This window comes from Variovorax sp. YR752 (assembly GCF_943372545.1).
Genome location: NZ_CALRZC010000235.1, coordinates 1 through 12,566 on the forward strand (window position 1 = coordinate 1; position 12,566 = coordinate 12,566).

Consider the following 12,566-nt stretch of genomic DNA (forward strand, 5'->3'; position numbering starts at 1 on the left):
ACCGCAGGTACTTGATGGAGCGGTCGGTCCAGTCGTCGGTGCAGTAGTAGTCCTTGGGCAGCTCGTCGATATCGGCGACGTCGTTGCCTTCGATGAGCTGGCCCGGCGAGAAGAAGTGCGTCTCGGCGCCGAGAAAGCCATAGAAGTGATCGAAGCCGCGCTGCAGCGGCCACGCCGTGCGCGATGCCGCGGCGCTCACGTGGTAGTCCGCCGTGTTGTGCCACTTGCCGACCGCGTAGGTGGCGTAGCCCGCCTCGCGCAGCAGCTCGGGCAGCGTCGGCGCGTCGAGGCTGATCTCGCCAGCCTGGTAGCCCGGATAGCCGGGGTTGTTGTGGGTGAGCCAGCCGCAGCCGACCGAATGCGGGTTCTTGCCCGTCATCATGGCCGCGCGCGCTGGCGTGCACATCGGCACCGTGGTGTAGCCGGTGAAGCGCAGGCCATGCGCGGCCAGGGCGTCGATGTGCGGTGTCTGGATCTCGCTGCCGAAGCAGCCGAAGTCCGAGAAGCCGAGGTCGTCCAGCAGGATGACCACCACGTTGGGCGCACCGGCGGGCGCCTTCTGCTCCGGCCGCCACCAAGGCTTGGAGGTGCCTAGGGTCTTGCCGATGGTGGCGCCGTGGTCGCGGCCGGGGTCGGCGCTGCGCAGCAGGTCGTCCGCGTTGTGAGCTTGTTTCAAGAGTGCTTCTCCAGGATGAGGGCGGCCGCCTTCTCGCCGATGGCGATCGACGCGGCATTGGTGTTCGACGACGGCATCGTCGGCATGATCGAAGAGTCGACGACGCGCAGGCCCTGCACGCCGCGCACGCGCAGGCTGGCATCGACCACAGCCATCGGGTCGTTGCCCATCTTGCAGGTGCCGATCGGGTGCCACGAGGTCTGGCCGCAGCCGCGGATGTAGCTCAGCAGTTCGTCGTCCGACTCGATGTCCAGGCCGGGGCGCGTCTCGCGCTTCACGTAGACCGCGAGCGCGGGCTGGCGGGCCACGCGGCGCGCCAGCCGCAATGCGCTCAGCATGGCGTCGACGTCGGCGGGGTCGCTCAGGTAGCGCGGGTCCATCGCCGGGTCGTCGGTGGCCGAGCGCGTGACGGCATGCACCTCGCCGCGCGACTGCGGACGCAACTGGAACAGGCCGATGCCGAAGCCCGGGAACGGATCGGTGCCCGCCCCCTTGCTGCGCGAGTAGCGGTCCTTGCCCGTGATGTGGTGCATCTGGATCTTCACCGTCGGGCGCTCGTCGCGTGCATCGGCGCGGGCCAGTGCGTGCGCCGTGGCCGAGGGCGTGGCCATCATGCCGCGCCCGGTCAGCAGGTAGCGCGCGCCCATCAGGCCCTGGCGCAGCGGGCTGCTCACCACCTCGTTCAGCGTGACGCGCTGGCTGCATTCGAAGGTGATGCGCGCCTGCACGTGATCGATGAGGTTCTCGCCCACGCCCGGTGCGTGGTGCGCCACGTCGATGCCCAGCGCCTGCAGCCGGTCGCCATCACCGATGCCCGAGAGTTCGAGCAGCTGCGGCGACTTGATCGGCCCGGCGCTGAGGATCACTTCGGCCCGTGCGCGCGCCCGGCGCTTCACGCCGCCGTGCAGGTAGTCGATGCCCACGGCGCGGCGGTTCTCGAGCACCACGCCCAGCGCGACCGCGTCGGTGCGCAGGTCGAGCGATGCGGGCCGGCTGTCGCCGAGGTAGCCGCGCGCCGTGCCGCAGCGGCGCCCGTTCGCGGTGTTCAGCTGCAGGTAGGAAACGCCTTCGTACTGGCCGCCGTTGTAGTCCGGCGTGGCGGGAATGCCCGCCTCCACGCAGGCTTTCACGAACGCGCTGCCCAGCGGCTGCGGATCGCCCGCCAGGCTGGTCACGCCGATGGGGCCGGTGCGTCCGCGCTGGCTCTCTTCGCCGCCCGCATAGGACTCCATGCGCTTGAAGTACGGCAGCAGGTCGGCGTAGCCCCAACCCGGGTTGCCGAGGTCGCGCCAGTGGTCGAACTCGCGCGGTTCGCCGCGCACGTAGATCATGCCGTTGACGGAGCTGGAGCCGCCGGGCAACTTGCCGCGCGGCCAGTAGATGCGCTGGTTGCCCAAGCCCGCCTGCGGTGCGGTCTGGAACGGCCACACGTAGTCCGGATTGGTCAGCAGCTTCGCAATGCCCAGCGGCGTGCGCACCCAGAAGTCGTTCTGCCGCGGCTGCCCCGCTTCGAGCAGGAGCACGCTTGTCTGCGGGCGCTGCGCCAGGCGGTGCGCCAGTGCCGCACCGGACGAGCCCGCGCCCACGACGATGTAGTCGAAGTCTTCGGTCTGCATGGTCTCGTCCTTCATGACGCGGGTGCCTGCAGCCAGGCCCGCAGCGCGCGTGCCCCGTCGCCCATGCGGGAGAACTGGAGGTCGGGCATTTCCGTCTGCACGCCGCCCGCAGCCAGGCGCGAGGGCAAGGGCTCGACCTGCAGCTCGGCGAAGCACGGACCCGGCTGGCCCTTCAGGCGCGCAAAGCCGGTGACCCACTCAGCGGCATTGTCGAAACGCTCGGCCTGCGCATAGCCGGCCGCACGCGCATGCGCGGCCAGGTCGCAGCCTTCGACGGGCGCCTTCAGGTTGGCCAGCCCGGTGAACTGCGTGCCGTTGCGCAGCACCACGTGCAGCAGGTTGCGTGGACGCTGGCTTGCCACGCTCACCAGGCCGCCGAGTTCCAGCAGCAGGCTCGCATCGCCATCGACCACGATCACCTGGCGGTCGGGCCGCGCCAGTGCCAGGCCCAGCCCCAGGCAGGCGGCACCGCCCATCAGCGGCACGGAGTCGACACGCCCGTGGCGCACCTCGAGCGCATCGAGCAGGAACATCGCGCCCATCGTGGAGACGATGACGGCGTCTTCGCGGCCCTGTGCGATGACGCGGCAGGCTTCGATCATTTGCATGGTCATGTGTGTCTCCTCAATGCCAGGCCATGGGGGCACCGACGATCAGCACGACCGGGCCACCCCGCGCCTCGGCCTCTTCAAACGCGGCGTCCATGCAGCGCAGGTCGTCTTCGCTGTCGAGCCGGTGAAAGGGAATGTCGAGCGTCTGCAGCATCGACTCGAGCAGGCGGACCATGGTGCGGCGCGACTGCGTGCTGGGCTTGTCGAAGTTGTCGAACTCGCGGCCGAACTGGCCGACCATGAGCACCAGCGGAATCTGCGCGTCGAGACCCACGGCGCGCAGCGTGTTGATGCAGTTGTAGAAGCCCTGGTTCTGCATCACCACGAGGGCGCGAGCACCCCCTATGTACAATCCCGCCGCCAGTGTCAGGCACTGGTTTTCGTTGCAGCAATTGGCGAGATCGATGCCGGCCTCGGGCGCCTCCAGGCGCGAATGAAGCGAGAGCTGGACCCAGTCGGGGACCGTGACCACATGCCGCACGGCGCAGCGCTGCAGGGCGGCCACGGCGGCACTTGCGGGGATCGGATGGGAGACAGAAGCGTGCATGTTGTATCTCTGGTGTTCGGGTGCCGTGTAGTGTGGGAACACACGCCTTTTCCGTCTGTCGTGTACCCGACGTCCGCGGCTCGGGTTTACGCGCAATGAAGACGCGCGCCGAACCGCTCATGCAGGCCCTGACCGCCGTGCCGTGGCTGCAGGCCAGCGGAAACGCGGTGGTCGAACGCCTGGCCGACGCCTCGCACCTGCAGTACCTCGTCGACGGACAGACGGTGGCCACGCGCGGCACGCAAACGTCTCACCTGGTCGTCATCGCGAGCGGCACGCTCGAACTCAGCATGACGAACGCACAGGGCAAGCGACACACCACGAGCCCGCTCGGCAAGGGCCAGGTGTTCGGGTTGATTCCACTGCTCGATGGATCGACGCTCATCCACGACGTGTGTGCGCGCGGCGCGAGCAGCATCGTGGTCGTGCCGCGCGATGCCATCCTGTCGACGATGGAAGCACAGCCGACGCTGGCGATGCAGATGCTCCTGCTGCTGTGCCAGCGGGCGCGACACAACTACGAGGTGCTGGCGGGGTTGTCGCTGTTGCCGCTGCACGTGCGTGTCGTGCGACTTCTGCTGGACCTGTCGTCCAGCCATTCGAGCCTGCGCATCCATCTGACCCAGGCCGCGCTCGCGGACATGCTGGGCGCGTCGCGGCAGAGCGTCAATCTCGAGTTGAAGAAGCTGGAGCGCAGCGGGGCGATTGCGATTTCGCGCGGGGATATCGAGATTCTCGATTCCGGTCAGCTGCTGACGATTGCAGGGACCTAGCGCCCCGAGCTCAGAACGGCGGCGGGGGCGCGCCGGAGCAGCAGAAAAAAGAAAAGCCGCTATTCCTGAAAATAGCGGCCTATCTAGTAGCCAAGAAAGGCTTGGTAGGACGTACTGGATTCGAACCAGTGACCAACGGATTAAAAGTCCGCTGCTCTACCAACTGAGCTAACGTCCCGGAACCATTTTTCTTGCTTCTTGCCGACGTTGAATCCGGCAAAGCCTTGGATTATAGCGTGCTGTTTCTCGCAATTTCGTCGAGAACCCACCCTGCCGCACATTGACCGAAGGTGGCGGTCACGCTGACCACCGATCCGTAGCCGTGGCAGTTGAGCGAACCGTCGCCCGAATCGATCTGGCAGGACGCATCGGGCGGTGCCACGCTCTCGCGGCTGAACACGCAGGTGACGCCGATCTTGCGACCTTCGCGCGGCGCACCGTGCAGCTTGCGCAGCCGCTGGCGCAGCTGGGCCAGCAGCGGGTCGTGCGTGACGAGCGACAGGTCGTCGATGTCGACCTTGTGCGCCTGCCGCTTGCCGCCTGCCGCACCGACCGTGATGAACGCGGTGCTGCGCGACACCGTGCGCGCCCATGCAGCCATGGCGAGCTTGGCCTTCACCTGGTCGCACGCATCGATGACGGCGTGGACCGGCCCGTGGGCGGCTTGCGCGGTCTCGAGCAGCGAAGCCCAGTTGTCGGGCTCGACGAACTCGTCGATGGCGAGCACCTGGCACTCGGGGTTGATCTGCGCGATGCGCTCGCGCATGGCTTCGACCTTGGCCTGCCCCACCGTCGAGTCGAGCGCGTGGATCTGGCGATTGATGTTCGACTCCGACACGTGGTCGAGGTCGATGAGCGTCAGGCGCCCCACTCCGCTGCGCGCCAGCGCCTCGACCGCCCACGAACCCACACCGCCGATGCCGACGACGAGCACATGGGCATGGCGGATGCGCGCGGCACCGGCCACGCCGTACAGGCGCTCGAGGCCGCCGAAGCGGCGCGCAAAGTCAGGCGCCGCGGTGTCGGTGAGGACATCCGCGGCGGCCATGGGGAGGGACGAGGCTTCGGGCGAAGCGCTCAAGCGGAAAGCTCCGCTGAACCAGTCATTGCATCAACGCAGGCGCGACAGACGCTCGCGGCCGGCCTGTGCGGCTTCCGACTGCGGGTAGGCCTTGGTCAGGTCTTCCAGCGTGCGGCGTGCGGCGCGCGTGTCCTTCAGTTCGATCTGGCAGTTCGCGATCGACAGCACGGCTTCGGGCGCCTTGGCATGGTCAGGCGCGAGCGAGAGCATCGAGCGGAAATTGGCGATGGCTTCGTTGTAGTTGCGCGTGGCGTACTGCGCATTGCCGAGCCAGAACAGCGCGGACGCGTTGTAGCCGCTTTGCGGGTAGCGCTTCACGAACTCGGCGAAGGCGGTTTGCGCTTGTGCGAATTGGCCCGAGCGGAAGATGCCCAGGGCAGCTTCGAAATCGGCCTTTTCCTTCGGGTCGGCGTTGAACTCGCGGCCGTCGATCGAGACCTTCGACGGCTCGTTCTGCTTGAGCTTGTCGTCGATGGTGCTCTGGCGCGACTGCATTTCGCTCAGCGTGCGCGTGAGCTGCTCGTTCTGGCCGGTCATGCGCGCCAGTTCGCCGCGCATCTGCTCGATCTGGCTTTGCAGGTCGAGCAGGCTGCGACGCAGCTGGCCGTTTTCGTCGGCCAGGCGCTGGTCGGTCTGCTGGCGCATGGCTTCGACGCGCTGGCGCAGGTCGAGGATGGCCTTGCGGGCCTCGTCGTCCTCGAACAGCGCAGCCTGCGAGCCGGCCGACGCGCAGAGCAAGGCGGCGGCGAGGGCCGCGCCTCGCCACAGGGCACGTGGTTGCATCACCGGGTGTAGCGAATTTCAGCGCGGCGGTTCTGCGCCCACACTTCTTCACCCGCGCCTTGGGCTGCGGGCTTTTCCTTGCCGAAGCTCACGGCTTCGATCTGGCTGTCGCTCACGCCCAGCAGCGTGAGCGCACGGCGCACGGCTTCGGAACGCTTCTGGCCGAGGGCCAGGTTGTACTCACGGCCGCCGCGCTCGTCGGTGTGGCCTTCGATCGAGATGCGACGTTGCGTGGCGCCCTTGAGGAAGCGCGCGTGGCCGTCGATCACCGACTGGAACTCGGGCTTGACCGTGTAGCTGTCGTAGTCGAAGTACACGATGCGCTCGACGCCGACCGGACCTTGCGCCGTGTTGGCGTTGGGGTCGATGGTCACGGGCGCCACGGCAGCCGCGCCGCCTTGCTGGCCGCCGGCCGTGCCGCTGCGGTCGGTGACCGGCGTTTCGTTGAGCTTGGTGCCCGACGAGCAACCGGCGATGAGCGCCACGATGGCGAGCGAATAGATGGTGCGTTTCAACATGTTTGCGAACTCCTCAAGTAAATTTATCTGGTCAATGCTTATTGCTTTTGAAACGGACCCCAGTCCGGTTCGCGGATGTCTCCCGCCTGGCCCGCAAGGCGGGCCTTGATTTTTCCGTCCAGCGTGGTCGTCATGAGCGCCTCGCGACCTTGCAGGTGCGTGGCATAGACGATCAGCTTGCTGTTGGGCGCGAAGCTCGGGCTCTCGTCGGCCGTGGTGTCGGTGATCGCGGCGACATTGCCGGTGGCCAACTCCATCACGTGGAGTTTGAACGCACCGCCGACCCGCGAGATGTAGGCCAACCACCGGCCATCGCCGCTGACGGATGGAGAAATGTTGTAGGAGCCGCTGAAGGTGACCCGCGTCGGGTTGCCGCCGCCGGCGCCCATCTTGTAGATCTGGGGCGCACCGCCGCGGTCGCTCACGAAGTAGATCGTGCTGCCGTCGGCCGAGTACACCGGCTCGGTGTCGATGCTCGAGCTTTGCGTGAGGCGGCGCGGCTCGCCGCCGCTGGCCGGAATGGTGAACAGCTGCGAGCCGCCGTCGCGGCTGAGCGTGACCGCCAGCGAGCCGCCGTCGGGTGCCCAGGCCGGGGCGCTGTTGGAGCCCTTGAAGTTGGCGAGCAGCCGGCGCTGGCCGCTGGCCACGTTGTGCACGTAGACCACGGGCTTGCGCGACTCGAAGGACACGTACGCCAGTTGCTGGCCGTTGGACGACCAGCAGGGCGAGATGATGGGCTCGGGGCTGGCCAGCGCGGCCTGCGCGTTCTCGCCGTCGGCGTCGGCCACCCACAGCGAGTAACGGCTGCCGCCCTTGGTGACGTAGGCGATGCGGGTCGAGAAGATGCCCTTGTCGCCGGTCAGCTTTTCATACACGTAGTCGGCGATGCGGTGCGCCGCCAGGCGCAGGTCGCCCTGCGGCACGGTGTAGCTCTGGCCGCCGAGGTCGCGGTCTTTGACCACGTCCCACAGGCGGAAGCGCACGTCGTAGCGGCCATCGCCCAGCCGACTGACGCTGCCCACTACGAGCGAATCGGCGGTGCGCTGGCGCCACAGGGCGAGGTCGGGTCGCGAGGACTCGTCGAGCGCCTGGCCCGAGGCATCGACGCCGCGGAACTGGCCGCTGCGTTCGAGGTCGGCCTGGACGATGTCGGAAATCTTCTGGGGCGAGGCATCCTGCCCCCGGAAGGGCACGAGCGCGATCGGCAACTGCGTCAGCCCCACGCCCGACACCTCGACCCGGAACTGGGCCATGGCGGGAAGCATGGGAGAAGCAGCAAGGGCCGCGATGAGGCTGCGGCGCGCAATCAACGATGAAGAAGGAGTTGGGGAAAGATCTGGCAACGGCTTGTTCATGCGGTTCGGAGAGGTTTCCGGGTAAAAAGTTTCTCCCCGGCGTTTCACGGGCCACATGTTACACACTGGGTTGAACCCGCCGTCACAAAACGTTTATCCGGCGAAATGGTCCTACAGGGGCCCCCCAAAAGGCCGTCAGGGCCGCCCCGTAAAATCCGCCGCCATATGCAAGCATCCCCCGGCAGCGAGAGCGCCCGCCCTCCCCTCATGCGCCGGCTGGCGCGACTCATGACCTGGTTCGGCAGCTCGCGCCAATGGTGGGCCGTGGGGCTGATCGGCGCCCTGCTGGCCGCGCTCACCGAGCCGCTCATGGCCGCCCTGCTCAAGCCGCTGCTCGACCGAGGCTTCACGCGCGGCGAGATGCCGCTGTGGTTCATTCCGGCCGCGGTGCTGCTGCTGTTCGCGGTGCGCGGCATCGCCCAATTCATTTCGCAGTACGCGCTCTCGCGCATCGCCAACGAAGGCATGCAGAAGCTGCGCCGCGTGCTGTTCGAACGGCTGCTCGGCGCCGAGCTCGCGCTGTTTGCGCGGCAGTCGGCCAGCGCGCTGTCGAACACGGTGGTGTACGAGGTGCAGACCGGCGCCATGCTGTTGGTGCAGGCGCTGCTTGGCCTCTCGCGCGACGGCTTCACGCTGATCGCGTTGCTCGGCTACCTGGTCTACCTGAACTGGAAGCTCACGCTCATCGTCGCCTTCCTGGTGCCCAGCATCTCCTGGATCATGAAGGTGTTCTCCAAGCGCCTGTACAAGCTCACGCAGCAAGGCCAGCAGGCCACCGACGAGCTGGCCTACGTGGTCGAGGAAAACGTGCTGGCCCACCGCGTGGTGCGGCTGCACGGCGCCGAGCACGCACAGGAGCGCCGCTTCGAGCAACTGAGCCAGCGCTTGAACCGCCTGGCCGTCAAGTCCACCATCGCCCAGGCTGCCACCACGCCGCTGACGCAGATGATGGCCGCGCTGGCGCTGTCGATCGTGGTGATGATCGCGCTCTGGCAAAGCGGCGAGCAGGGCTTCACGGTGGGCGGCTTCGTCGCCTACATCACGGCCATGCTGATGCTGATCGCGCCGATCCGCCGCCTCGCCGAGGTGGCCGGGCCTATCACGCGTGGCCTGGCTGCGCTCGAGCGCGGGCTGATCCTCGTCGACGAAGTGGCGCCGGAATCGCAGGGTGACTACCGCGTCGAGCACGCGCAAGGCCACATCGAACTGCGCAACGTGCAGGTCAGCTATCGCGGCGACGACGAACAGCGCGCCCTCGACGGCGTGAACCTCGTCATCGAGCCGGGCCAGGTGGTGGCCTTCGTCGGCCCGTCGGGCTCGGGCAAGACCACGCTGGTCAACCTGCTGCCGCGCTTCGTGCAGCCCAGCGGCGGCCAGGTGCTGCTCGACGGTCACGACACCAGCGAGTGGCAGCTCAAGAGCCTGCGCGCCCAGTTCGCGATGGTGAGCCAGGACGTGGTGATGCTCAACGACACGCTCGCCGCCAATGTGGCGCTCGGCGGTGACATCGACATCGCGCGCGTGCAGTCCTGCCTCGAGGCGGCCAACCTGAGTGCGCATGTCGCGACGCTGCCGCAAGGCATCGAGACCGTGCTGGGCCACAACGCCACGCAGCTGTCGGGCGGCCAGCGCCAGCGGCTGGCGATTGCCCGCGCGCTCTACAAAAACGCGCCCGTGCTGCTGCTCGACGAAGCCACGTCGGCACTCGACACCGAATCGGAACGGCTGGTGCAGGACGCCCTGCAACGCCTGATGCAGGGCCGCACCACGCTGATCGTGGCGCACCGCCTGTCGACCATCCAGCACGCCGACCGCATCATCGTGATGGAGCAAGGCCGCATCGCCGAGCAAGGCAGCCACGAGCAGCTCATGGCGCGCGACGGGCTCTATGCGCGGCTACAGACGCTGGCGGTGCGCAGCGCGGCGCCGGGGCAGGACCCGACGCTCTGAACCTCAGCGCGCCGTGCCGGCCGCGGCGCGCGCCTTCTTCGCGGCCGGTGCGGCGTTCTGCGGCGGCAGCGTGCCATCGGACACCAGCACGCCCGTCGACAGGATGAATTCGGCGGCGCTTTCGATGTCGCCCTGCAGCGCAGCCCGGGCCTTCGCGCCGTCGCGGCGCTTCAGCGCGGCCAACAGCGCCGCATGGTGCGACATCGCCACCTTGTCCCCCACGCGGCGCGAGCCGGCCCGCAGGTCGTAGTTGAGGATGGGGCCGATGCGCAGCCACAGCGCCTCGATCATCTGCAACAACACCGGCATGTCGGCGGCGGCGTAGACCGCGAAGTGGAACTCCTTGTTGAAGGTGACGAGCTTCGAGCCGTCCGGGCTGGCCGCATTCATTTCGGCCGCGAACTCGTCGTGCCAGCGCGTGATGTCGCGCAGGGCCACCGCACCCGATGCCGAGGCGGCGAGCTCCGTGGCCAGGCCTTCGAGGTTGGTGCGGATGGTGGTGATTTCCTTGAACTGCGCCGCTGTCATCCGGGGCACGCGCAAGGTGCGGCTGGGCGTGAGTTCGAGCGCCTGCTCGGCCACCAGGCGCTGCATGGCTTCGCGCACCGGCATCACGCTCACGCCCAGCGCCTCGGCCGCGCTGCGCAATGAAATCTGCTCGCCCGGCATCATCTGCCCGCTCATCACGAGGTCGCGCAACTGGTCGTAGACGTTGGCGCTGAGCGTCTGGCGCTTGAGAGGGGTGACGAGATCGGTGAGGCTCATGCGTCGAAGTATATGACCTGGGTATTCCCTATGAATTATCTGTGATCACAGATATACGATCCCGATCATTCCAATATCGACCCCAAGGATCTCTTCAGCATGTGGAACAACAACTCCCTCGCCGGCCGGCGCGTGCTCGTCACCGCCGGTGCCAACGGCATCGGCCTGGACATCGTGCGCAGCTTCGCGGCGGCGGGCGCCAAGGTCTTCGTCTGCGACGTGCAGGCTGCCAGCCTCGACCAGCTGGCGCGTGAACTGCCCGAGGTGGGTCGCTGCGTCGCCGACGTATCCAAGGAGGACGACGTGGCCCGGCTGTTCGAGGCGGTCGACCGCGAACTCGGCGGCCTCGACGTGCTGGTGAACAACGCCGGCGTGGCCGGCCCCACTGCCCCGGTCGAGACCGTCTCGCTCGCCGACTGGGAACGCACGATGGCCGTCAACATCACCGGCCAGTTCCTCTGCGTGCGGCAGGCCGTGCCGCGGCTGCGCAAGGGCCGCCTGCCGGCCATCATCAACCTGTCGTCGGCCGCTGGGCACCTGGGCATGCCGGGGCGCTCGCCCTACTCCGCGTCGAAGTGGGCCGTCATCGGCTTCACGAAAACTCTGGCGCTCGAACTCGGCCCGGACGGCATCCGCGTCAACGCGATCCTGCCGGGCGCGGTCGACGGTCCGCGCATCCGTGCGGTCATTGCCGCCAAGGCCGAGGCCCTGGGCAAGCCACTCGATGAAGTGACGCGCGCCTACACCGCGCAAGCCGCACTGGGCCGCATGGTGACGGCCACAGACATCGCCAACATGGTGCTGTTCGCCGCCAGCGACCTGGCCGCCAGCGTCACGGGCCAGGAGCTTGTGGTGGACGGCCACACGCAGGCGCTGAGCTGATCTGCTCGCATTCCCTTTCTTTCCCCCTTCTTCTTTTCTGGACACCTCATGGCCCAACGCCCCAAAGCCATCATCACCTGCGCCCCCACGGGTGCCATCCACACGCCCAGCATGTCGCCGCACCTTCCCGTGACGGCCGACGAGATTGCGCAGGCCTCGATCGAAGCCGCCCGCGCGGGCGCCGCGATCCTGCACCTGCATGCGCGCGACCCGAAGGACGGCCGCCCGTCGCAGGACCCGGACCTGTTCCGCCCCTTCCTCTCGAAGATCAAGGCCGCGACCGACGCGGTGATCAACATCACGACCGGCGGCAGCCCGCACATGAGCGTCGAAGAGCGCATGCGCCCGGCCACCACCTTCAAGCCCGAGCTCGCGTCGCTCAACATGGGCTCGATGAACTTCGGCCTCTTTCCGATGCTGGAACGCTTCAAGTCCTTCGAGCACGAATGGGAGCGCGAGCACCTGGAGAACAGCCGCAACCTGATCTTCAAGAACACCTTCGCCGACATCGAGAACATCCTCAAGCTCGGCAACGCCAACGGCACGCGCTTCGAGTTCGAGTGCTACGACGTGAGCCACCTCAACAACCTGCGGCATTTTCTCGACCGCGGGCTGGTGCAGGCCCCGGTCTTCGTGCAGACGGTCTTCGGCATCCTGGGCGGCATCGGTGCCGACCCCGAAGACCTGATGCACATGCGCCGCACCGCCGCGCGGCTGTTCGGCGACCGCTTCGAGTGGTCGATCCTTGGCACCGGTCGCAACCAGCTGCCGCTGGCCACCATCGGCGCCGCCATGGGCTCGCACGTGCGCGTCGGGCTCGAAGACTCGCTGTGGATCGGCCCGGGCCGGCTCGCCGCATCGAGCGCCGAACAGGTGCTGCGCATCCGCGCCGTGCTGGAGGCGCTGAACATCGACATCGCGACACCCGCCGAGGCGCGCGAGATCCTCGGCCTCAAGGGCGCGGCGAACGTCGACTTCTAGCCCTGCGCCAGAACCACTGACCCGACTC

At 67.7% G+C, this 12,566-nt stretch carries 13 protein-coding genes and 1 tRNA gene; 4 read left to right on the forward strand and 10 right to left on the reverse strand.

The annotated features are described in order from the left end of the window. From AAG801_RS34375 to AAG801_RS34390, 4 genes are all read right to left on the reverse strand, one after another. A partial coding sequence (locus tag AAG801_RS34375) for a sulfatase-like hydrolase/transferase (RefSeq protein ID WP_341892446.1) occupies positions 1-676 on the reverse strand: 676 nt, incomplete at its 3' end. Then, complete coding sequence (locus tag AAG801_RS34380; RefSeq protein ID WP_341892447.1) at positions 673-2,307, reverse strand: GMC family oxidoreductase N-terminal domain-containing protein; 1,635 nt, start codon at positions 2,305-2,307, stop codon at positions 673-675. The genes AAG801_RS34380 and AAG801_RS34375, both read right to left, overlap by 4 nt. Then, positions 2,304-2,906: a thiamine pyrophosphate-dependent enzyme gene (locus AAG801_RS34385; protein ID WP_341892448.1), complete on the reverse strand. Its 603-nt coding sequence runs from the start codon at positions 2,904-2,906 to the stop codon at positions 2,304-2,306. Before AAG801_RS34385 ends, AAG801_RS34380 begins: the two co-directional genes overlap by 4 nt. A gap of 10 nt (positions 2,907-2,916) precedes the next feature. Further along, entirely contained in the window at positions 2,917-3,450 is a 534-nt protein-coding gene (locus tag AAG801_RS34390; protein ID WP_341892449.1) for a thiamine pyrophosphate-binding protein, read from the reverse strand. 119 nt (positions 3,451-3,569) lie between these two features. On the opposite strand from AAG801_RS34390, the gene AAG801_RS34395 reads away from it, so the two are divergent. Next, complete coding sequence (locus AAG801_RS34395; protein ID WP_341892450.1) at positions 3,570-4,223, forward strand: Crp/Fnr family transcriptional regulator; 654 nt, start codon at positions 3,570-3,572, stop codon at positions 4,221-4,223. A gap of 102 nt (positions 4,224-4,325) precedes the next feature. Here the strand turns inward: AAG801_RS34395 and AAG801_RS34400 are convergent. The 5 genes from AAG801_RS34400 to tolB form a co-directional block, all read right to left on the reverse strand. Beyond that, a tRNA-Lys gene (locus tag AAG801_RS34400) sits at positions 4,326-4,401 on the reverse strand. 51 nt (positions 4,402-4,452) lie between these two features. After that, a complete protein-coding gene (locus AAG801_RS34405; RefSeq protein WP_341892451.1) occupies positions 4,453-5,271 on the reverse strand; it encodes a tRNA threonylcarbamoyladenosine dehydratase in 819 nt (272 codons plus the stop codon). 63 nt (positions 5,272-5,334) lie between these two features. Continuing rightward, positions 5,335-6,087 (reverse strand): tol-pal system protein YbgF, encoded by a 753-nt coding sequence (ybgF, locus tag AAG801_RS34410; RefSeq protein WP_101491727.1) that lies wholly within the window; start codon positions 6,085-6,087, stop codon positions 5,335-5,337. Beyond that, positions 6,087-6,605: a peptidoglycan-associated lipoprotein Pal gene (gene pal, locus AAG801_RS34415; protein ID WP_101491728.1), complete on the reverse strand. Its 519-nt coding sequence runs from the start codon at positions 6,603-6,605 to the stop codon at positions 6,087-6,089. The genes ybgF and pal overlap by 1 nt, the downstream gene beginning before the upstream one ends. A gap of 38 nt (positions 6,606-6,643) precedes the next feature. After that, the gene (tolB, locus tag AAG801_RS34420) at positions 6,644-7,870 is read right to left on the reverse strand and encodes a Tol-Pal system beta propeller repeat protein TolB (RefSeq protein ID WP_341892452.1); all 1,227 of its coding nucleotides are present in this window, start codon (positions 7,868-7,870) and stop codon (positions 6,644-6,646) included. Positions 7,871-8,125: 255 nt separating this feature from the next. Between tolB and msbA the strand changes: the two genes are divergently transcribed. After that, positions 8,126-9,910 carry a lipid A export permease/ATP-binding protein MsbA gene (msbA, locus tag AAG801_RS34425; protein WP_341892453.1) on the forward strand — a complete coding sequence of 595 codons (1,785 nt, stop codon included), beginning with the start codon at positions 8,126-8,128 and terminating at the stop codon, positions 9,908-9,910. A 3-nt stretch (positions 9,911-9,913) separates the two neighbouring features. Here msbA and AAG801_RS34430 read toward each other — a convergent pair whose 3' ends face one another. After that, positions 9,914-10,675 carry a GntR family transcriptional regulator gene (locus AAG801_RS34430; protein ID WP_341892454.1) on the reverse strand — a complete coding sequence of 254 codons (762 nt, stop codon included), beginning with the start codon at positions 10,673-10,675 and terminating at the stop codon, positions 9,914-9,916. Positions 10,676-10,774: 99 nt separating this feature from the next. Here AAG801_RS34430 and AAG801_RS34435 point away from each other — a divergent pair, with 99 nt between their 5' ends. Both AAG801_RS34435 and AAG801_RS34440 read left to right on the forward strand, forming a co-directional pair. Continuing rightward, entirely contained in the window at positions 10,775-11,557 is a 783-nt protein-coding gene (locus AAG801_RS34435) for an SDR family oxidoreductase (protein WP_341892455.1), read from the forward strand. 48 nt (positions 11,558-11,605) lie between these two features. Continuing rightward, positions 11,606-12,538, forward strand: coding sequence for a 3-keto-5-aminohexanoate cleavage protein (locus AAG801_RS34440; protein ID WP_341892456.1), 933 nt, complete (start codon positions 11,606-11,608; stop codon positions 12,536-12,538). The last annotated feature ends 28 nt before the right edge of the window (positions 12,539-12,566 follow it).

Excerpts from the sequence above, each read along its gene's own strand:
- AAG801_RS34380 (WP_341892447.1), bottom strand. The coding sequence starts at position 2,307 with ATGAAGGACGAGACCATGCAGACCGAAGACTTCGACTACATCGTCGTG.
- AAG801_RS34385 (WP_341892448.1), bottom strand. The coding sequence starts at position 2,906 with ATGACCATGCAAATGATCGAAGCCTGCCGCGTCATCGCACAGGGCCGC.
- AAG801_RS34390 (WP_341892449.1), bottom strand. The coding sequence starts at position 3,450 with ATGCACGCTTCTGTCTCCCATCCGATCCCCGCAAGTGCCGCCGTGGCC.
- AAG801_RS34395 (WP_341892450.1), top strand. The coding sequence starts at position 3,570 with ATGCAGGCCCTGACCGCCGTGCCGTGGCTGCAGGCCAGCGGAAACGCG.
- AAG801_RS34405 (WP_341892451.1), bottom strand. The coding sequence starts at position 5,271 with ATGGCCGCCGCGGATGTCCTCACCGACACCGCGGCGCCTGACTTTGCG.
- ybgF (WP_101491727.1), bottom strand. The coding sequence starts at position 6,087 with ATGCAACCACGTGCCCTGTGGCGAGGCGCGGCCCTCGCCGCCGCCTTG.
- pal (WP_101491728.1), bottom strand. The coding sequence starts at position 6,605 with ATGTTGAAACGCACCATCTATTCGCTCGCCATCGTGGCGCTCATCGCC.
- tolB (WP_341892452.1), bottom strand. The coding sequence starts at position 7,870 with ATGCTTCCCGCCATGGCCCAGTTCCGGGTCGAGGTGTCGGGCGTGGGG.
- msbA (WP_341892453.1), top strand. The coding sequence starts at position 8,126 with ATGCAAGCATCCCCCGGCAGCGAGAGCGCCCGCCCTCCCCTCATGCGC.
- AAG801_RS34430 (WP_341892454.1), bottom strand. The coding sequence starts at position 10,675 with ATGAGCCTCACCGATCTCGTCACCCCTCTCAAGCGCCAGACGCTCAGC.
- AAG801_RS34435 (WP_341892455.1), top strand. The coding sequence starts at position 10,775 with ATGTGGAACAACAACTCCCTCGCCGGCCGGCGCGTGCTCGTCACCGCC.
- AAG801_RS34440 (WP_341892456.1), top strand. The coding sequence starts at position 11,606 with ATGGCCCAACGCCCCAAAGCCATCATCACCTGCGCCCCCACGGGTGCC.